Origin of the sequence: Paracoccus mutanolyticus, assembly GCF_003285265.1 — a bacterium.
Classification (GTDB): Bacteria; Pseudomonadota; Alphaproteobacteria; order Rhodobacterales; family Rhodobacteraceae; genus Paracoccus; species Paracoccus yeei.
Window position 1 is genome coordinate 586,540 of the sequence record NZ_CP030239.1, and the last position, 17,725, is coordinate 604,264.

Genomic DNA, 17,725 nt, shown 5'->3' on the forward strand with positions numbered 1-17,725 from the left:
GGTCAATGTGTTTGCGCGCTTGTCCTGTCAAACATAGGGGCATGGAACAGCAATCGCAACTTGAACGGCTTGGATTGTTCGACGCACGCGTCCCGCGCTACACGAGCTATCCCACCGCCCCGCATTTCAGCCCCGCCGTCGGAGAGGCCCAGTTCCGCGACTGGCTGGCCGCCGTGCCCGCGGGGGGGCAGATCTCGCTTTACCTGCATGTGCCGTTTTGCCGCAGGCTGTGCTGGTTCTGCGCCTGCCGTACGCAGGGCACCCAGTCCGAGGATCCGGTCCGCGCCTATGCCGAGGACCTGATCCGCGAAATCGCGCTGCTCAAGGCCGCGCTGGCGCCGGGCGTGCGGCTGTCGCGCCTGCACTGGGGCGGGGGCACGCCGACGCTTCTGCCCGCCGATGCGATCGCGCGCCTGGCCGATGCGGTGCTGACTGCCTTCCCCCTGGCCGAGGACGCCGAATTCTCGGTCGAGATCGACCCGAACGAGATCGACGAGGCCCGCCTGGATGCTCTGGCGCAGGCCGGGCTCAACCGCGCCTCGATCGGGGTGCAGGACTTCGACCCCGAAATCCAGCGCGTCATCGGGCGCGAGCAAAGCTTCGAGGTGACGCGCCGCGCCGTCGACATGATCCGCGACCGCGGCATCGCCAGCCTGAACGCCGACATCCTTTATGGCCTGCCCCACCAGGACACCCATCGCATCGCGGATTCGGTGCAGAAGCTGCTGGCGCTGTCGCCCGACCGGGTGGCGCTTTACGGCTATGCCCATGTGCCCTGGATGGCCCGGCGCCAGGTCATGATCCCGGCCGAGGCGCTGCCCGAGCCCCAGGACCGGCTGCAGCTGTTCGAGGTCGCCCGCCAGCTTTTCCTGGCCGACGGCTATGACGAAATCGGCATCGACCACTTCGCCCGCCCCGGCGACGGGCTACAGATCGCCCAGCGCCTGGGCCGGCTCAAGCGCAATTTCCAGGGCTATACCGACGATCGCGCGCAGGTTCTGGTCGGGCTCGGTGCCTCGTCCATCTCGCGCTTTCCGCAGGGTTATGCGCAGAACGCCCCCGCGACCGGGGCCCATGTCGCCCGGGTGCGCGCCGGGCACCTCTCGACCGTGCGGGGCCATGCGTTTTCGGCCGAGGACAACTGGCGCGCCCGCATGATCGAGGCCCTGATGTGCGATTTCCGCATCGACGCCGGCGAATTCGTCCGCGACCACGGCTTCACGCCCGAAACCCTGGCCCAGGTCCTCGCCCCGGTCGCACGCCATTTCGGCGCCATGGTGCACCTGGACAAAGACGGACTCGCCATCCTGCCCGCCGGCCGCCCGCTGACGCGCATGATCGCGCGCATGCTCGACGGCTACGAGATGGCGGTATCGGGCCATTCCTCGGCGATCTGACGGGTTTCCTTGTTGGCCAAATACCCATGCGGCGGCGCCACCAGCACCGCCGCTTGGGCTCAATGCGCCTCGGCCCAGCTCGCGCCGACACCCGCATCGACGATCAGCGGCACGTCCAGGCGCACGGCGGGATCGGCCGCGCCCTCCATCACCGCGCGGGCGCGCGCGACCAGTTCGGGCACCGCAGCCTCCTCGACCTCAAAGACCAGTTCGTCATGGACCTGCAGCAGCATCCGCGCCGGCAGGTCGCGGATCGCCTCCGGCATCCGGATCATGGCGCGTCGGATGATGTCGGCCGCCGCGCCCTGGATCGGCGCGTTGATCGCGGCGCGGCGCGCACCCCCCGCCGCCGGGCCGCTCTGGTTGATGCCCGGCGTGTTGATGCGCCGCCCGAACAGGGTGCGCACGTGGCCGTCCTGCTTGGCCTCGGCCACGGTGCGGTCCATATAGGCGCGGATTTCCGGGAAACGCTCGAAATAGGTGTCGATGAAGGCCTGCGCCTCGGCGCGCGGGATGCGCAGGTTGCGCGCCAGGCCAAAGCCCGAAATGCCATAGACACGCCGAAGTTGATCGCCTTGGCGACGGCGGCGATCATCGGGTCCATGCCCTCGACCGGCACGCCGAACATCTGGCTGGCGGTCATGGCATGAATGTCGATGCCGTCGCGAAACGCCTGGCGCAAGGCCGGGATCTGCGCCACATGCGCCAGGATGCGCAATTCGATCTGGCTGTAATCCAGACTCACCAGCCGATGCCCCGGGCTTGCGACGAAGGCCTCGCGGATGCGCCGCCCCTCGTCGGTCCGGACCGGGATGTTCTGCAGGTTCGGCTCGGTCGAGGCCAGCCGCCCGGTCTGCGCCCCCGCGATGGAATAGCTGGTATGGACGCGTCCGGTCTCGGGGTTCACATGCAGGGGCAGCGCGTCCGTATAGGTCGATTTCAGCTTGCTGATCGCGCGCCAGTCCAGCACGCGCGCGGGCAGGTCGTGGCCCTCGGCGGCCAGATCCTCCAGCACCTCGGCGCTGGTCGAAAAGGCGCCGGTCTTGCCCTGCTTGCCGCCGGCCAGGCCCATGCGGTCGAACAGGATCTCGCCCAGCTGCTTGGGACTGCCGACGTTGAAGGGACCGCCGGCCAGGTCGTGGATCTCGGCCTCCAGCGCGGCCATCTTCTGGGCAAAGGCGCCGGACATGCGGCGCAGGTGGTCGGCGTCGATGCGGATGCCGGCCATCTCCATGTCGGCCAGGACCTGGACCATGGGCCGCTCCATCACCTCATAGGCGGTGGCCACCCGTTCGCGCGACAGTTCGGGGCGAAAGCGGTGCCACAGCCGCCATGTCACCTCGGCATCCTCGGCGGCATAGTCAGCGGCCTTGTCGACCGGCACCTGCTGAAAGCCGATCTGCGCCTTGCCCGAACCGATCAGCTCCTTGATCGGCACGCATTTGTGGCCCAGGTAGGTCTCGGCCAGTTCGTCCATGCCGTGGTTGTGGGTGCCCGCGTTCAGCGCATAGGACATCAGCATGGTGTCGTCGACCGGCGCCACCCGGATGCCGTGCCGGGCCATGATCTTGACATCGTACTTGATGTTCTGGCCGATCTTCAGCGTGGCATCGTCCTCCAGCATCGGCTTCAGCATCGCGAGCGCGCGATAGGCATCCATCTGCCCCGCCACCAGGACCGGGCCGCCGAACAGATCGCCCGTCGCGCCCTCGCCGACATGGCCCAGCGGCAGATAGGCCGCCCGTCCCGGCCCCGTGCACAGCGAGATGCCGACCAGGTCCGCCCGCATCTCGTCCAGGCCCGTGGTTTCGGTGTCGAAGGCCACGACGCCCTTCTCGGCGATCTCCTCCAGCCAGCGCGCCAGCGCCGCCTCGTCCCGGATCACCTCGTAAAGGCTGCGATCCACCGGCGGCAGGGCCGCCGCCGCGGGGGCAGGTGCCGCCACAGTCTCGTCTGACAGCTGATCCTTCCCGTCGACACCTCGCTCGGCCCACCCTGGCGAGCCGGAATCCTCTGCCGGAATATCGGTTGCTGGCGGTGGGCGCCTGACCTCCAGCGTCTCCAGACCGAACTCCAGTGGCGTGTCGCAGTCAAGCTGCACCAGCCGCTTGGAAATGCGGATCTGCTCGGCATGGTCGATCAGGGTCTGACGGCGCTTGGGCTGCTTGATCTCGCTCGCCCGCTCCAACAGGGTCTCAAGGTCGCCGTATTCCTCGATCAGCTGCGCGGCGGTCTTGATGCCGATGCCGGGGGCGCCCGGAACGTTGTCGATGGCGTCGCCCGCCAGCGCCTGGATGTCGACCACACGGTCGGGGCCGACGCCGAACTTCTCGCGCACCTCCTCGGGACCGATGGCCTTGCCCTTGATCGGGTCCAGCATCTCGACTCCGTCGCCGACCAGCTGCATCAGGTCCTTGTCGCTGCTGATGATGGTGACGCGCCCGCCCGCGTCCCGCGCCCGGCAGGACAGGGCGGCGATGATGTCGTCGGCCTCGAAGCCCTCGGTCTCGATGCAGGCGATGTTGAAGGCCCGCGTGGCCTCGCGCGTCAGCGGGAACTGCGGGCGCAGATCCTCGGGCGGCTCGGGGCGATTGGCCTTGTAAAGCGGGTAGATCTCGTTGCGGAAGGTCTTGGAACTGTGGTCGAAGATCACCGCCGCATGGGTCGGCGCATCAGCCCCCCTCGCCTCCTGCACATATTTCCACAACATGTTGCAGAACCCGGCCACCGCCCCGATGGGCAGCCCGTCCGAGCGGCGCGTCAGCGGCGGCAAGGCGTGATAGGCCCGAAAGATGAAGGCCGAGCCGTCGATCAGATGCAGATGGTGGCCCTTGCCGAAAACCCCGTCCATAAGCGCCCCTTCCTTCGATCAGACAGGGGCCCTTCTGCCACGAAGCGGCGCCGGGGCCAAGCCCGGCCCGGGCTTTCACTGTTTCCCAAATACCCCCGCCGGAGGCGCCGGCGCTGCTGCGGGGCGCAAGGGCGTCAGTGATCGTCCTGCGCGTGTTCGCGGTCGATGACGAAGCGCTTGTCGCAATAGCCGCAATCGACCCAGCCGATATCCTGCGGAATGGCCAGCCAGACCCGCGGATGGCCAAGGCCGCGCGCCTCGTCGCCCTCGCAACTCACCTTCCAGGTGGTGACGGTCTGGATCTCGGGGGCCGGAAGGGTCATGGCAGTTCCTTGAGCTCTGACGACAAACGGGGTTAAACCGGCGGCGATCATAATGACAGCCGAGGCGCGATGCCAGCCCCCCAGAACCCCAACGCCGCCGCGAATGCAATCGAAATCCGCGGCCTGACCAAGACCTATGCGGGCGCCGGCGGGCAGGCCCCGAACGGCGCTGAAGGGACTGGACCTGTGATTCCGGCCGGCTCGATCTTCGGCCTGCTGGGCCCGAACGGGGCGGGCAAGTCCACGACCATCAGCTCCTGGCGGGCCTCGTACGCAGACGGCGGGCAAGGTCACGATCTGGGGCTTCGACCAGGACGTGAACCCGCGCCAGTCCCGCGCCGCCATCGGCGTCATGCCGCAGGAACTGAACATCGACCCGTTCCTGTCGCCCCGCGCCAGCCTCGAGGTGCAGGCCGGGCTCTACGGCGTTCCCAGGCGCGAACGCTGGACGGACGAGTTGCTGGAGCTGGTCGGCCTGACCGAACAGGCCGAGAGCTATTCGCGCCACCTGTCGGGCGGCATGAAGCGGCGGCTGCTGCTGGCCAAGGCGCTGGTCCACCGCCCCCAGGTCCTGGTGCTGGACGAGCCCACGGCCGGCGTCGACATCCAGCTGCGCGACATGCTGTGGCGCAATGTGCGGCGGCTGAACGAACAGGGCATGACCATCATCCTGACCACCCATTACCTCGAGGAAGCCCAGGACATGTGCGACCGCATCGCCATCATCGACCGGGGCGAGTTGCTGCTCTCCGAGGAAACCCGCACCCTGCTCGGCCGGGCCGATTCCAAGACGCTGGTCGTCGACACCGGAGAGGCCCTCGCCCTGCCCGCCCTGCCGCCCGAGGCGCGGGCCGAGCGCCGCCCCGACGGGCGGCTGGCGATCAGCTATGCGCCCTCGCGGCTGCCCTCGGATGCGCTGATCGACGCGCTGCGCGCGGCGGGCCTGCCGATCCGGGATATCGCGGTCGAGACCCCGGATCTCGAGGACGTGTTCGTCCAGATGACGGGGCGGCGCTAGGCCAGGCACCCCTAGGCCAGGCCGGGCACCACCATCGGGCCGATCGGCCGGCCGGCCAGGATGTGCAGGTGGAAATGCGGCACCTCCTGCAAGCCGTGAGGTCCGGCGTTGGTGATCGCGCGGTAGCCCTGCCCCGCGTCCAGGTCGCACCCCAGGTCGCGCACCAGCCGGGCGACGGCGCGGTGGAAATCCACGATCTCGGCATCAGGCGCGTTGGCCGCGAAATCGTCGTAGCTGACATAGGCCCCCTTGGGGATCACCAGCACATGCACCGGCGCCTTGGGCGCGATGTCGTGAAAAGCCAGCGTGTGCTCGGTCTCCAGCACGGTCTTGTTGGGGATCTCGCCGCGCAGGATACGGGCGAAGATGTTTTCGGGATCATAGGCGGGCATCAGGCGCTCCTCAGTCGCTGAACAGGAAATCGGTGCCGGCGATCTGCTCGGCGGTCTGGGGCAGCACGTCCAGGAACCGGGCCAGCTGCACCGCATTCTCCTCGACCGAGTTCCAGGGCGCGATCGCGTGGAACTGCGCAAATCCCGCGTCGCGCAGCCGCTCGGCCTCGTGCTCGAGATCGGCGCGGACGGTCGGGATCAGCCGGTCGATCACCTCCGAGGGCGTCTGCGGCCCGGCCAGGCCCACGCGCCCGATGTGGCCGCGGATGTAGTCCTCGTCGAAGCGGGCGTCGATCAGCAGGATGCGGGTATCGGCCTTGTCGCCCATCAGGTCCTGGATCAGGTGCAGCGCCGACGGGTCCAGGCAGATCACCAGCCGGTTCGATTCGAACTGCTCGAACAGCAGCTTCAGCAGCGCCCGGCGGTGCCGCTCGCGCTTTTCCAGCGTCGTCTCGACCCCGCCCAGGTCGGGCAGGTTGGCCTCGGCCTCGTTGAACAGATAGTCCACGGCGGGGATGTCGGTCAGGTTGCGGATCGAATGCGCCAGCCGCTTGGCGACATGCCATTTCTTGGACACCACCAGCCGCAGCGAATTCTGTCGGCCAAGGCTGCCGTCCACCTCCCAGAAGCGTGGGGCGAACCGGCGCCCCACCCGGCCGCGGGCGGTCAGGAACCGGAACAGCCCCGTCGCCTCGTTCGAGATCGGGAAATGCACCCCCGTCGCCGCCCAAAGCGCCCCCAGCCTTTCGCGCAGCCGAATCGCCTCGGGCGAGATCTTGCGGGCGAACAGATAGTTCTGCCCCATCAGCAGGTCGTAGTGGTCGTTGTAGAAGGTCACCGGCATGCCGTAGTCGGTGAAGACCAGATAGGTCAGGGTCCGCGCCCGCAGTTCCTTGCGCGGCACGACATGGGGCACGATGGTCTGAAAGAAGGTCTCGTCGGGGATCCAGGTGGTGGCGAAGAACCGCATCACGTCGGGGCGGCTGGCGCAGAAATCCAGCACCTTCTCGACGGTCTGGCGGCGCAGACACCACCATTGCGACCCGATCATCACCTGGATGTCGGCCGGGACCTGCCGGGTGATCTTGAAGCGCTTCTGCAGTTCGTAGCTGGCATAGAACCACTTGGGGCGCGTGCGTTCGTTGAACCAGTGGCGATAGATCAGCCGCTCTTCCTTGAAGCCGGTCTTGATCCAGTCCGATTCGAAGAAATCGAAGTTCTCGATATAGTCGCAGTCCTCGGCGTCCAGGAAGGCATGGGCGTATTCCGCCGACTTGATCGGCATGCAGTCGCCCGACAGCATGTAGAAATGCGTGGCCTGGGGAAAGGCCTCGACCGCGGCGCGCACCGCCTCCAGCGTGGCGCCGACCAGCGACCACTCGCCCCAGCCGCATTTCCACCGCCGGGCGGCAAAGACCACGCCCGGGTTGTCGGCGACGCCGCGCCGGATCGCCTCGAAATCCTTGGGATTGGCGCGGGCGTCGAAATGGATCGCCACGTAATCGCCCGACGCCGTCAGCCGTCTGGCCTGCGCAATGACCCCCTTGGGATCCTTGTGACAGAGCAGAATAAAGGCAATGCGCGCCATCTATGTGGTCATCCTGTCGCCATCCGGCCCGGCGTTCTTCATGCGGTTGAATCTCGCCGGGCGATTTGCTTTCTGTCTCTAACGATTTTGGCAAGGCCGGCAACCCGACCCGCCGCTCAAAAGGAACAAGACATGGGATTCCCCGGAACCTGGATGACGGAAAGCGAAAGCATGGTCTATCGCGTCGTCCCCAAATGCGCCTGCTCGTCGATCGGCCAGATCATGTTCTACTCGGACCACGGGCGGTATTTCGACGGGGACATCCACGATTCCACATCGGGCCTGCACAAGTGGAACCAGGATGAAAGCCAGAAGGCGATCGAGGACAGCGTCAGGGCCCGCAGGTCCCTGACCTTCACCTGCGTGCGCAACCCCTATGCGCGCATCCTGTCGTCCTTCTTCGACAAGATCGCGGGCATCCAGCGCAACGGCAAGCGCTATCGCGGCAACCTGGTGCCGCAGCTGATCCAGCGCTACGGCGTGGACGTGGGCAGCCCGGAAAACAACTTCGACTTCGACCAGATCGCCAGCTTCCGCCGCTTCCTGCTGTTTGCGCGCGACACCATCCGCTGGCGCCGGCCGATGGAGCCCGACATCCACTGGTCCTCGATGTCCGGCCATATCGCGACCTTCATTGCGAACGGCGGGCGCTATGACCAGATCTTCTTCACCGAGAAGTTCAACGAGGGCATGCAGAAGGTGCTGGACGCGGCCGACACGCCGGTCAAGGTGGACGTGAACGATGTGCCCCGGTTCAACGAATCCGAAGGCCACGGCCCCAAGCGCGCCCACAAGGTCAGCGACTATTTCGACGACCTGTCGCGCCATCTGGTCTGGGAAATCTACAAGCGCGACTTCAAGCTGTTCCGCTATGACTTCGACAATCCCGACAACAAGTACCCGCTGGCCGAGGTCGATCTGGACGAGGTGCACGCCAAGCTGGGCCGGTAAGGCCCCCGCGCTTCTTTCTTGCCCAAATATCCCCGCCGGAGGCAGCGGCGCGCCCGCGCCGCTTTCTTTTCCCGGGGAATTACGGCAGGCGCGCCAGATTGCCCTTGCCAAAAGGCAGAAACGCGCTATTTTGCCGCCCTCATTCGACCGGCGGGGAGACCCGGACCGAAGGCCCCCCGCGCGCAACCGTGTTTCGCGCCTTGCGGCCGACGCTCCATTGGCCTATGCCCGCCCCAGAACCGAAATCAGAATCCGGGGCCGCCTGCCGGTTGCCCCCCGAACCCCTTGAGGTTGAGACATGGCCGTCCCTCAGAACCGATCACCCGGTCCCGCCGCAACATGCGCCGTTCGCACGACGCGCTGGTTGCCGGAAACCCGACGAATGCAGCAACTGCGGCGAACTGAAACGCCCGCACCACGTCTGCCCGTCCTGCGGTCACTATGACGGCCGCGAAGTCGTGGCCCAGGCGAACGAAGTCGATCTGGACGACGACGCGGCATAAGCGGACCGACCGCGGACATGCCCCTGTCGGAACCCACGACCAGCCCGCGCGCCCCCGCATCCAGGGGCAGCGTGGTGATATCCGTTGACGCGATGGGCGGCGACCGCGGTCCCGCCGCCGTCGTCGCGGGCATCGCCGAAAGCGCGGACAAGAACCCCGACATCCGGTTCATCGTCCACGGTCCGCGGGCCGAGCTTGAACGCATGATCGCCCGCCGCAGTGGGCTCGCCGCGCGTTGCGACATCCGCGACGCCCAGGGCGTCGTCACGATGGGCGACAAGCCCAGCCAGGTGCTGCGCAAGGGCGAAGGCACCTCGATGTGGTCCACCGTCGAATCGGTCCGCAACGGCGAGGCGACCGTCGCCGTCTCCTGCGGCAACACCGGCGCGCTGATGGCGCTGTCGATGCTGCGCCTGCGCAAGCTGCCGGGCGTGAACCGGCCGGCCATCGCCTGCCTCTGGCCGTCGCGCAATCCGCAGGGCTTCAACGTCATGCTGGATGTGGGCGCCGACATCCGCGCCGATGCCCAGGACCTGCTGACCTATGCGCTGATGGGCGCCTCCTATGCCCGCAACGGCCTGGGCCTGGCGCGCCCGCGCGTCGGCCTGCTGAACGTCGGCACCGAGGAGCACAAGGGCCGCGCCGAGCTGAAACAGGCGCACGAGCTGATCGGCCCCGCCGCCCAGGTGGCGAATTTCGACTACATCGGCTTTGTCGAGGGGGGCGACCTGCCCTCGGCGCGCGTGGATGTGATCGTGACGGACGGGTTTACCGGCAATGTGGCATTGAAGACCGGCGAAGGCACGGCCAAGCTGATCGCCGATTTCCTCAAGGATGCCTTCGGCAATTCCGTCATGTCCAAGTTCGCGGCCCTGCTGGCGATGACCTCCCTCAAGCGGCTGCAAAAGCGCATCGACCCGCGGCGCGTGAACGGCGGCGTCTTTCTGGGCCTGAACGGCACGGTCGTGAAATCGCACGGCTCGGCCGATGCCACCGGCGTCTCGGCCGCGATCAAGCTGGCCTTCCAGCTGGCACAATCGGGCTTTCAGGACCGGCTGGCCGCGCGCGTGGCCCAGTCCCTGGGCCCCGATAGCGGGCGGCGAACTCATCAGCAAGGGGGCATCGTGATGCGGCGTGCGATCGTCCGGGGAACCGGCCATTACCTGCCCGAACGCGTGGTGGAAAACAGCTGGTTCGAGGACAAGCTGGACACGACCGACGAATGGATCCGCACCCGCACCGGGATCGAGCGGCGCCATTTCGCGGCCGAGGGCCAGCGCACCAGCGACCTGGGCATCGCCGCGGCCCGTGCCGCCCTGGCCGATGCTGGGGTCGAGCCGGGGGAGGTCGATGCCATCGTCGTGGCGACCTCGACCCCCGATTTCACCTTCCCCTCGGTCGCGACCATGGTCCAGGCCGGGCTTGGCAACCGCCACGGCTTTGCCTTCGACGTGCAGGCCGTCTGCGCGGGCTTCATCTATGCGCTGGCCAATGCCGACGCCATGATCCGCGCCGGCCAGGCCGAGCGCGTCCTGGTCATCGGCGCCGAAACCTTCAGCCGCATCATGGACTGGACCGACCGTGCGACCTGCGTGCTGTTCGGCGACGGCGCCGGCGCCGTCCTGCTGGAGGCGCACGAAGGCCAGGGCACCTCGGCCGACCGCGGGCTGCTCTCGACCGATCTCAACAGCGACGGCCAGTATCGCGACCTTCTGTATGTCGATGGCGGCGTCGCCTCGACCGGGACCGCGGGCCACCTGCGGATGCAGGGGAACCTGGTCTTTCGCCATGCCGTCGAAAAGCTGGCCGATACGGCGCACCGCGCCCTCGACAAGGCCGGGCTGTCCCAGGACCAGGCGACTGGCTGGTGCCGACCAGGCGAACCTGCGCATCATCGAGGCGACGGCCCGCTGCATGCACCTGCCGATGGAAAAGGTCGTGCTGACCGTCGCCGACCACGGCAATACCTCGGCCGCCTCGATCCCGCTGGCGCTGTCGGTCGCCAATGCGCAGGGCCGGTTCGAACCGGGCCAGGTGCTGGTGGCGGAAGCCATCGGCGGCGGGCTGGTCTGGGGCTCGGCCGTCCTGCGCTGGTGACCTAGCGCAGCTGCGAATCCTTCGATCCCCGCCGGTTTATCCCGCCTGCGGGCTTCCATGCCCTGTCCCGGCCCGACTGGCATTCCACGCACAGGCGCACGCCCGGAATGGCCTGGCGCCGCGCCTCGGGGATCGGCTCGCCGCATTCGTCGCATTCGGTGGCGCTTTCGCGAAGGCCGCGCCCGACGGCGCGCAGCCGCATCCGCTCGATCGCCTCCTGCGTCGAAACCTCGATCTGATCGTTCACCGCGTCGTCGCGCGCCCAACCGCCAGCCATCCGCCTGACCCCCTTGTGCTGTCCCAAAGATAGGCGCGTTTTCCCTGCTGTCAAAGACTCGCCGGTAAGATGCGAATAAGTCGATGGAAAATTGCTCCCATCGGAACCTGAATCACTGCCGGGTTGTTGACAGGTCGGGACAAAAAAGATCATCCTTAGCCCAAGAGCGAGGTTTTCCAGATGAGCGACAATACCCTGACCCGGATGATCTGGCGAGGTTGTCTTTCGCGAGGTCGGACTTGCGCGACACGAATCGGCCCAGCTGGTCGAAAGCGTGCCTGGCCATATCTCCGATGCGCTGGTGCGGGGCGAACAGGTCAAGATCTCGTCCTTCGGCACCTTCTCGGTGCGCGACAAGAACGAACGCATCGGCCGCAACCCCAAGACCGGAGAGGAAGTGCCGATCACGCCGCGGCGTGTGCTGTCCTTTCGGCCCTCGCACCTGATGAAGGACCGCGTGGCCGCCGGGAACAAGCGCGGCAGCTGATGGACAAGTCGCCCGACGCCTTCCGCTCGATCGGAGAAGTGGCCCGGCTGGTGGGCGTGGCGCCCCATGTCCTGCGCTACTGGGAAACCCAGTTCAGCCAGATTTCTCCGGTCAAGCGCAGCGACGGCCGCCGCTATTACCGCCCCGAGGATCTGCGCCTGATCGCCGGCCTGTGCCAGGTGCTGCGCGAGGAAGGTCTCAGCATCCGCGGCGCCCGGCGGCTGATCGCCTCGGACCGGGGCAGCAAGCTGCGCCAGATCGGCGCGCGGCGCCTGGGCGAAATCCGGGGCGAATTCCAGGCCGCCGCTGCTCAGGACGGCGCGGTGCACGACCCGTTCACCGCGGGCAGCGCCAGCAGGCTGGGGACGATCAGCCCCCCTCGCCTGCCGCCGACTGGCTGGGCCGGCTTTGCGCCAGCGCCGCCTTTTTGCATCGGGCGCGTGCCTCGGGAACCCCTCTGCCGCCGGGCATCGCCCCGCTGCGCGACCGGCTGCGCCAGGCCCGCGGCTAGGACCGCGGCGACACTTGACGACAGATCGACATTATCCCCAGAAATCCGTCCTCTGCCCCTTGTGCTGCCCGACCGCTTCGCTCTATATGGCCCCCGTGTCGGGCCGTGGCGCAGCCTGGTTAGCGCGTCCGTCTGGGGGGCGGAAGGCCGAGAGTTCGAATCTCTCCGGCCCGACCATTCCGAAAACGCCCATCCCCGCCTGGGGGTGGGCGTTTCCTTTTGCCGAAAGGGATTCATGTGAACGGTGTCCTGCCTGACTCGTCGCTGCACCGGCTGATCGACAGCGGCGCCATAAGGGCCGAGGTCCCGATCCTGCCCGGACAGATCCAGCCCGCCAGCCTGGACCTGCGGCTGGGAACCACCGCCTGGCGGCTGCGGGCGTCGTTCCTCGCGGGACGCGGCCGGAGGGTCAGCGACCGGCTGTCGGACTTTGAAATGCACCGCATGGACCTGACGGGCGGCGCGGTGCTGGAAAAGGGCTGCGTCTACCTGGGCCGCTGATCGAACGCCTGTCCCTGCCCCAGGGCCTCGACGCGGTCGCCAATGCCAAAAGCTCGACCGGGCGGCTGGACCTGCTGACCCGGCTGGTGACCGACGAAGGGACCGAGTTCGACCGCCTGCCCCCCGGCTACGACGGCCCGATCTATGCCGAGATCTGCCCGCGCAGCTTTTCCGTTCTGGTGCGGCCCGGCATGCGGCTGAACCAGTTGCGCCTGCGCCAGGGCCAGGCCGTGCTGTCCGACGACGACCTGCGCGACCTGCACCGGCGCGAGCCCCTGGTGACGGGCCAAGCCCTGATCGACGAGGGTCTTGGCTTTTCCGTGGACCTGCGCCCCGAGACGGGCGACCTGGTCGGCTATCGCGCCCGACCGCACAGCGGCGTCATCGACCTAGACCGCATCGGCGCCTATCGGGCGCGCGACTTCTGGGACGAACTGCGCACCACGGACGGACAGCTGATCCTGGACCCCGGCGCCTTCTACATCCTCGTCAGCCGCGAGGCCGTGGCGATCCCGCCCGACTACGCCGCCGAAATGGCGCCCTATCTGGCGATGGTGGGCGAATTCCGGGTGCATTACGCGGGCTTCTTCGACCCGGGCTTCGGCCATGGCGCGGCCGGCACCGGCGCGCGCGGCGTGCTCGAGGTGCGCTGCCACGAGGCGCCCTTTGCGCTGGAACATGGCCAGGTCGTCGGCCGGCTGGTCTACGAACGCATGGCCGCGCGCCCGGACCGGCTTTACGGCGCGGGCATCGCCTCGAACTATCAGGGCCAGGGGCTCAAGCTCGCCAAGCAGTTCGCCTGACGCCCCGGCTTCTTTCTTGCCCAAATATCCCGGGGGAGTCGCGCGGCACGCGCGGCGGGGGCAGAGCCCCCTACTTCATCCGCCGCGTGATGCGCGCCGCCTGCCGGGCGCGCTTCACCGCCTGGCGCGCCTGCTTTTCGCGGCTGCGCTGCTGCGGGCTCTGCCGGCCCGAGGCGTCCGAGTTCATCTTGCGGATGCCCTTGTTCAGCCCCCAGTTCAGCAGCTTGCCGCTGACGATGCGGGTCAGCATGCAAAACCTTTTGAGTTCTGGAAGGGTTTTGGTAGTCTGAGCGATATGATCCTCGGCTATGCCCGTGTTTCCACGGATGATCAGACCCTCGATGCTCAAACCGACGCCCTCCAAGCGGCCGGGGCAGCTGCCCGGCCCCCTCGATGGCCGGCCGCGACTCCAGCAGCCCCGCCGCGCGCAGTTCGGCCAGCCCCGGCAGGTCGCGCGCGCTTTCCAGGCCGAAATGGTCCAGGAAGGTCTCGGTCACCACGAAGGTCACCGGCCGGCCGGGCGTCTGGCGGCGGCGGCCCAGCCGCACCCATTCCAGTTCGATCAGCTGGTCCAGCGTGCCCCGGCTGACGGCGACGCCGCGGTTTTCCTGCTTTGCTCAGGGTGACGGGCTGGTGATCGCGCGATGATCGTCAGCGTCTCGGTCGCGGCGCGGGACAGGCGGCGGGTCTCGACCGCCTCCTCCTGCATCAGGAAGGCAAGGTCGGCGGCGGTGCGAAAGGCCCAGGCGTCACCCACCCGCGCCAGGTGCACGCCCCGCCCCTCATAGCGCGCGCGCAGCAGCCGCAGCGCTTCGCCCGCGTCGCAGCCGGCGGGCAGGCGCTGGCCGACTCGCGCACGGCACCGGCTCGGCCGAGGCGAACAGCACCGCCTCGACGCGGGCCATCCATTCGCGCCAGCGCAGGGCTTGCGGCAGGTCGGACCTGGCTCGGGGTCCAGGGCATTGCGGGCGCCTGCGGATGGCGATGGGCGCAAAGGTGCCCTTCTGGTGCAGTTCGATGCGGCCCTGGCGCGCCAGTTCCAGCGCCGCCGCGAAGGTCGCCGCCGTGGCCGAGCGGCGGCGCGGCGCGTCGTCCGCCCAGCCTTCGGGCAGAAAGGCGGCCAGTTCGGTCCAGTCGCCGGCATGGCCGATCAGCCCGCGCAGCCGGTCCAGCGCCTGCTCCATGCTCAGCACGTCCCGGCGGTCGAAGGCATAGGGGCGGAATTCGTCGCGCGTCTTCAGCCGGGCATAGGCCCGCATCAGGTCGATCAACCCGGCCTGCCATTCGACACGGCGCTTGCGGGTGACGGTTTCGGGCGCGCCGCGCGCAAAGCGCTGGTGGCCCAGCCGGTCGCGCGCCATCAGACGGGCCGCGGCCTCGCGCATGGCACCCAGCCGTTCAAGCTGAACGCCAGGTGGGCGGCCATGTCCTCGGCGCTCGGGCCCTCGGCCTCTGGGTCGGGCGGCAACAGCAGGCGCGACTTCAGATAGGCCAGCCAGGCCGCCATCACCAGGTAATCCGCCGCAAGCTCGATCCGCAGCGCCCGGGCGCGCTCGACAAAGGCAAGATACTGGTTCGCCAGATCCAGGACCGAAACCCGCAGCAAGTCGACCTTCTGCAGGCGCGCGAGCGTCAGCAACAGGTCCAGCGGCCCCTCGAACCCAAGCACATCGACGACCAGCACCTCCTCGGCCAGGCGGTCGGCGACATCCGCCGGCGACGCTTGGGCCGTCCGTTCCGCAGGCGCGGGCACGGCGGGGGGCACGGTCGGGTCAGATAGGCCGACCTGATCTTGGTCATCGCCGCTCCTGCCGCGCGGATCGGCCCAGAATCCGCCATGCGCCCTGGCCTGTCAATCTCAGGCCGCAATCCCGCCCAGCCGCCGCAGCTCGGCGCGCAGTTCCTCGACCGGGGCGGGCTGGGGCGACGGCGCAGCGACAGGGCATGGTCGGCGAGGCGCAGCGCCGCCTGGGTCATCGGGCCGGCGGCGGCGACGATCGCCTCCAGCTGGGCGGGGGTTTCGTTGCAGGACAGGACCAGGTCGCAGCCCGCCGCGATGCTCGCGCCCGCGCGCTCGGCCATGTCGCCCGACAGGGCCTGCATGCCGATGTCGTCCGACATCAGCAGCCCGTCAAAGCCGATCACATGCCGGATGACCCCCACCATCGGAGCCGAGGCGGTGGCGGGCGCCGCGTCCACCGCCGAAAAGCGGATATGCGCGGTCATCGCCATCGGCATGTCGGCCAGCGCGCGGAACGGGACGAAATCGCTGGCTTCAAGCTCGGGCAGGGACGCGTCGACCACGGGCAGGTCCTTGTGGCTGTCCACCTGGGCGCGGCCATGGCCGGGCATGTGCTTGACGATGGGCAGGACGCCAGCCTCCAGCAGCGCCTCGGCCGCGACGCGGCCCAGTCGGGCCACGGTCTCGGGGTCCGAGCCAAGGCAGCGGTTGCGCAGGAAGGGGTGGGTGTCCTCCGTGGCCAGGTCCAGCACCGGCGCGCAGTTCGCGTCGATGCCCATGGCGCGCAACTCCTGTCCCAGCAGGCGGTGATGCAGCCAGACCGCGCGCTCGCCCAAGGCGGCCAGCTCCAGCAGCGGGCGGAACTCGGTCCAGTGGGGCGCCCGCATGCGCTGGACGCGCCCGCCCTCCTGGTCGATCAGGATCGGCGCATCGCGGCCCAGCGTGTCGCGCAGGTCGGCGGTCAGGCGGCGCAGCCGGCCGGGCGTGTCGATGTTGCGCCCGAACAGGATGAACCCCCAGGGGTCGGCCGCGCGAAAGAAATCCCGCTCGGCCGCCGTCAGATCGGGCCCGGCGATGCCGCCGAGGATCGTCGCCGAGGGCATTACTTGGCGGTCGCCGGGATGCAGTCCACGCCTTCGGCGATCAGCGCCGCGCAGAAACGCCGCGCCTCGTCCTTGGACGCAAAGCCGCCGGCGCGCAGCCGCCAGAAGGTGCGGCCGCCGCTTTTCGCCTCTTGCACGACCCGCGCCTTGCCCGAGAACAGCGCGCCGAACTTGCCCGACACGCGCTCCCATTCGCCCTTGGCCAGCGCGTCGCTGTCGAAGGCGCCGATCTGGACCATGGCCGAGCCCGAGGCGACCTTGGCCGGCGCGGCCTCGGCTGCCTTGGCGGCGGGGGCGGCTCGGGGCGGCCGGCGGGGGCCGCCGGACGCTCGGCGGCCACGGCGGCCACGGCGGGCGCCGGGGCAGAGGCGGCGGTGCGGCCAGGCGGCGCGGACGCGGCGCGGGGCGGGCGGACTGCGCCACGGCGGGCGGCGGCGCGTCCTGCGCCTCGGCCAGCGCCTGGCTGATGGCGTTATCCGAGGCTCTTGCCCGGACAGGTCGGTCAGCGCCTCGTTCACCGGCGCTTCGGGCGCGGCGGGGGCGTCGGAAATGGCGGCGCTTTCCACCGAATCGGGTTCGATCGTCGATTCGCGATGGCCGCCGCCTCGCCGTCCGGCGTGGCGATGACGCGGGCGGCGGGATCGACCAGCGGCAATTCGACCGCGCGCGAGGGCACCTGCGCCGTGGCGCCCAGGACGCCCATGGGCACGTCCTGATCCTCAAGCCGGGTGGCGGGCGGGGCGATCGCCACCTGGTCGATGGCGCCGGGCTTGGCGCCGGCCGCGACCGTGTTGACGGCCAGGCCCGCGCGGTCGGTCAATTCACCCCCCGGGTTGTCGGGCGCGGTGCGCGCCTCGCCCTGGACGGCGCGGATCACCGGCACGCCGGACACGTCGCGCACGACCAGCTTGAAGCCCCAGACACCCAGCACCACGATCAGCCCGACCGAGGTCAGCGCGCCCAGGCAATGCGTCAGCTGCGACAGGCGCTGGCCCAGCGACACCGGCTCGGCCAGGATGGGATCGTGGCCCGCCACGCGGGGATCGTCCCAGCCGGCGTCCTGCCATTCCTCATGGTCCCCGCCCTGCGGGTCCTGGCCATAGGGATAATCCTGCGCATGCCGCTGAGCCTGCGCGCCTTGAAACCCGCCCGAGCGGAAATCTACCACTGCCATTCCTGCCT

Annotated in this window: 10 protein-coding genes, 1 tRNA gene and 10 pseudogenes; 10 read left to right on the forward strand and 11 right to left on the reverse strand. The window is 68.8% G+C overall.

The window, feature by feature from the left end; genetic code table 11:
* The first annotated feature begins 41 nt into the window (after nucleotides 1–41).
* Entirely contained in the window at nucleotides 42–1,397 is a 1,356-nt protein-coding gene (gene hemN, locus DPM13_RS03290) for an oxygen-independent coproporphyrinogen III oxidase (RefSeq protein WP_112887464.1), read from the forward strand.
* Nucleotides 1,398–1,456: 59 nt separating this feature from the next.
* On the opposite strand, the pseudogene polA reads toward hemN, so the two are convergent.
* Together polA and DPM13_RS03300 are read right to left on the reverse strand one after the other, a co-directional pair.
* Nucleotides 1,457–4,248: pseudogene (gene polA, locus DPM13_RS03295) on the reverse strand (DNA polymerase I).
* Between the two features lie 134 nt (nucleotides 4,249–4,382).
* Nucleotides 4,383–4,571, reverse strand: coding sequence for a zinc-finger domain-containing protein (locus DPM13_RS03300; protein WP_028717969.1), 189 nt, complete (start codon nucleotides 4,569–4,571; stop codon nucleotides 4,383–4,385).
* A gap of 69 nt (nucleotides 4,572–4,640) precedes the next feature.
* Between DPM13_RS03300 and DPM13_RS03305 the strand changes: the two are divergent.
* A pseudogene (locus tag DPM13_RS03305) lies at nucleotides 4,641–5,589 on the forward strand (ABC transporter ATP-binding protein).
* Nucleotides 5,590–5,600: 11 nt separating this feature from the next.
* Here the strand turns inward: DPM13_RS03305 and DPM13_RS03310 are convergent.
* A complete protein-coding gene (locus DPM13_RS03310) occupies nucleotides 5,601–5,981 on the reverse strand; it encodes a histidine triad nucleotide-binding protein (protein ID WP_028717971.1) in 381 nt (126 codons plus the stop codon).
* Between the two features lie 10 nt (nucleotides 5,982–5,991).
* Nucleotides 5,992–7,569 carry a DUF5928 domain-containing protein gene (locus tag DPM13_RS03315; protein ID WP_112887465.1) on the reverse strand — a complete coding sequence of 526 codons (1,578 nt, stop codon included), beginning with the start codon at nucleotides 7,567–7,569 and terminating at the stop codon, nucleotides 5,992–5,994.
* Nucleotides 7,570–7,701: 132 nt separating this feature from the next.
* On the opposite strand from DPM13_RS03315, the gene DPM13_RS03320 reads away from it, so the two are divergent.
* The 4 genes and pseudogenes from DPM13_RS03320 to DPM13_RS03335 all read left to right on the forward strand — a co-directional run bounded on the left by DPM13_RS03320 (nucleotide 7,702) and on the right by DPM13_RS03335 (nucleotide 11,120).
* Nucleotides 7,702–8,520 (forward strand): sulfotransferase family protein, encoded by an 819-nt coding sequence (locus tag DPM13_RS03320; RefSeq protein ID WP_028717973.1) that lies wholly within the window; start codon nucleotides 7,702–7,704, stop codon nucleotides 8,518–8,520.
* 298 nt (nucleotides 8,521–8,818) lie between these two features.
* Nucleotides 8,819–9,023, forward strand: a pseudogene (rpmF, locus tag DPM13_RS03325) (50S ribosomal protein L32).
* 17 nt (nucleotides 9,024–9,040) lie between these two features.
* Nucleotides 9,041–10,105: pseudogene (plsX, locus tag DPM13_RS03330) on the forward strand (phosphate acyltransferase PlsX); the annotation flags it as partial.
* 45 nt (nucleotides 10,106–10,150) lie between these two features.
* A pseudogene (locus DPM13_RS03335) lies at nucleotides 10,151–11,120 on the forward strand (beta-ketoacyl-ACP synthase III).
* Nucleotide 11,121: 1 nt separating this feature from the next.
* Here the strand turns inward: DPM13_RS03335 and DPM13_RS03340 are convergent.
* Entirely contained in the window at nucleotides 11,122–11,397 is a 276-nt protein-coding gene (locus DPM13_RS03340) for a DksA/TraR family C4-type zinc finger protein (protein ID WP_028717977.1), read from the reverse strand.
* Nucleotides 11,398–11,577: 180 nt separating this feature from the next.
* Here DPM13_RS03340 and ihfA point away from each other — a divergent pair.
* The 4 genes and pseudogenes from ihfA to DPM13_RS03360 all read left to right on the forward strand — a co-directional run bounded on the left by ihfA (nucleotide 11,578) and on the right by DPM13_RS03360 (nucleotide 13,699).
* Nucleotides 11,578–11,884, forward strand: a pseudogene (gene ihfA / locus DPM13_RS03345) (integration host factor subunit alpha).
* Nucleotides 11,884–12,054: pseudogene (locus DPM13_RS26540) on the forward strand (MerR family transcriptional regulator); the annotation flags it as partial. The pseudogenes ihfA and DPM13_RS26540, both read left to right, overlap by 1 nt.
* A 440-nt stretch (nucleotides 12,055–12,494) precedes the next feature.
* Nucleotides 12,495–12,572, forward strand: a tRNA-Pro gene (locus DPM13_RS03355).
* Between the two features lie 60 nt (nucleotides 12,573–12,632).
* Nucleotides 12,633–13,699: pseudogene (locus DPM13_RS03360) on the forward strand (2'-deoxycytidine 5'-triphosphate deaminase).
* 70 nt (nucleotides 13,700–13,769) lie between these two features.
* On the opposite strand, the gene DPM13_RS03365 reads toward DPM13_RS03360, so the two are convergent.
* From DPM13_RS03365 to DPM13_RS22030, 6 genes and pseudogenes are all read right to left on the reverse strand, one after another.
* Complete coding sequence (locus tag DPM13_RS03365; RefSeq protein ID WP_112888684.1) at nucleotides 13,770–13,949, reverse strand: hypothetical protein; 180 nt, start codon at nucleotides 13,947–13,949, stop codon at nucleotides 13,770–13,772.
* Between the two features lie 145 nt (nucleotides 13,950–14,094).
* Nucleotides 14,095–14,604 (reverse strand): annotated as a pseudogene (gene scpB, locus DPM13_RS03370) (SMC-Scp complex subunit ScpB); the annotation flags it as partial.
* Between the two features lie 63 nt (nucleotides 14,605–14,667).
* Nucleotides 14,668–15,395 (reverse strand): annotated as a pseudogene (locus tag DPM13_RS03375) (segregation and condensation protein A); the annotation flags it as partial.
* A complete protein-coding gene (locus DPM13_RS03380) occupies nucleotides 15,332–16,543 on the reverse strand; it encodes a glycoside hydrolase family 3 N-terminal domain-containing protein (RefSeq protein ID WP_223252313.1) in 1,212 nt (403 codons plus the stop codon). The gene DPM13_RS03380 and the pseudogene DPM13_RS03375, both read right to left, overlap by 64 nt.
* A complete protein-coding gene (locus DPM13_RS22025) occupies nucleotides 16,543–17,109 on the reverse strand; it encodes an SPOR domain-containing protein (protein ID WP_223252314.1) in 567 nt (188 codons plus the stop codon). The genes DPM13_RS03380 and DPM13_RS22025 overlap by 1 nt, the downstream gene beginning before the upstream one ends.
* On the reverse strand, nucleotides 17,058–17,711 hold the full coding sequence (locus DPM13_RS22030) for a hypothetical protein (protein WP_223252315.1): 654 nt from the start codon (nucleotides 17,709–17,711) through the stop codon (nucleotides 17,058–17,060). The genes DPM13_RS22025 and DPM13_RS22030 overlap by 52 nt, the downstream gene beginning before the upstream one ends.
* Nucleotides 17,712–17,725 lie beyond the last annotated feature (14 nt).

Excerpts from the sequence above, each read along its gene's own strand:
- DPM13_RS03310 (WP_028717971.1), bottom strand. The coding sequence starts at position 5,981 with ATGCCCGCCTATGATCCCGAAAACATCTTCGCCCGTATCCTGCGCGGC.
- DPM13_RS03380 (WP_223252313.1), bottom strand. The coding sequence starts at position 16,543 with ATGCCCTCGGCGACGATCCTCGGCGGCATCGCCGGGCCCGATCTGACG.
- DPM13_RS03320 (WP_028717973.1), top strand. The coding sequence starts at position 7,702 with ATGGGATTCCCCGGAACCTGGATGACGGAAAGCGAAAGCATGGTCTAT.
- hemN (WP_112887464.1), top strand. The coding sequence starts at position 42 with ATGGAACAGCAATCGCAACTTGAACGGCTTGGATTGTTCGACGCACGC.
- DPM13_RS03315 (WP_112887465.1), bottom strand. The coding sequence starts at position 7,569 with ATGGCGCGCATTGCCTTTATTCTGCTCTGTCACAAGGATCCCAAGGGG.
- DPM13_RS03340 (WP_028717977.1), bottom strand. The coding sequence starts at position 11,397 with ATGGCTGGCGGTTGGGCGCGCGACGACGCGGTGAACGATCAGATCGAG.
- DPM13_RS03300 (WP_028717969.1), bottom strand. The coding sequence starts at position 4,571 with ATGACCCTTCCGGCCCCCGAGATCCAGACCGTCACCACCTGGAAGGTG.
- DPM13_RS03365 (WP_112888684.1), bottom strand. The coding sequence starts at position 13,949 with ATGCTGACCCGCATCGTCAGCGGCAAGCTGCTGAACTGGGGGCTGAAC.